The following is a 287-nucleotide window of genomic DNA, read 5'->3' as shown; positions in this document are numbered from 1 at the left end:
AACCATCTCTGTTGTATGGTCAAGCCGCACGGGCAATTAGTACTGGTTAGCTCAACGCCTCACAGCGCTTCCACACCCAGCCTATCAACGTGGTAGTCTTCCACGGCCCTTTAGGACTCTCAAGGAGTCAGGGAGATCTTATCTTGAAGGAGGCTTCCCGCTTAGATGCTTTCAGCGGTTATCCCGTCCGAACATAGCTACCCGGCAATGCCACTGGCGTGACAACCGGAACACCAGAGGTTCGTTCACTCCGGTCCTCTCGTACTAGGAGCAACTCTTCTCAAATC

Annotated in this window: 1 rRNA gene; it reads right to left on the bottom strand. The window is 53.3% G+C overall.

The annotated features are described in order from the left end of the window. Positions 1 to 15 precede the first annotated feature (15 nt). A 23S ribosomal RNA gene (locus ACXAFI_RS20050) occupies positions 16 to 287 on the bottom strand; the annotation flags it as partial.

Source organism: Microbulbifer sp. ABH2_005 (genome assembly GCF_056160005.1).
The sequence above is the reverse complement of the archived record's forward strand: the minus strand, read 5'-3'. Positions and strand labels throughout refer to the sequence as shown.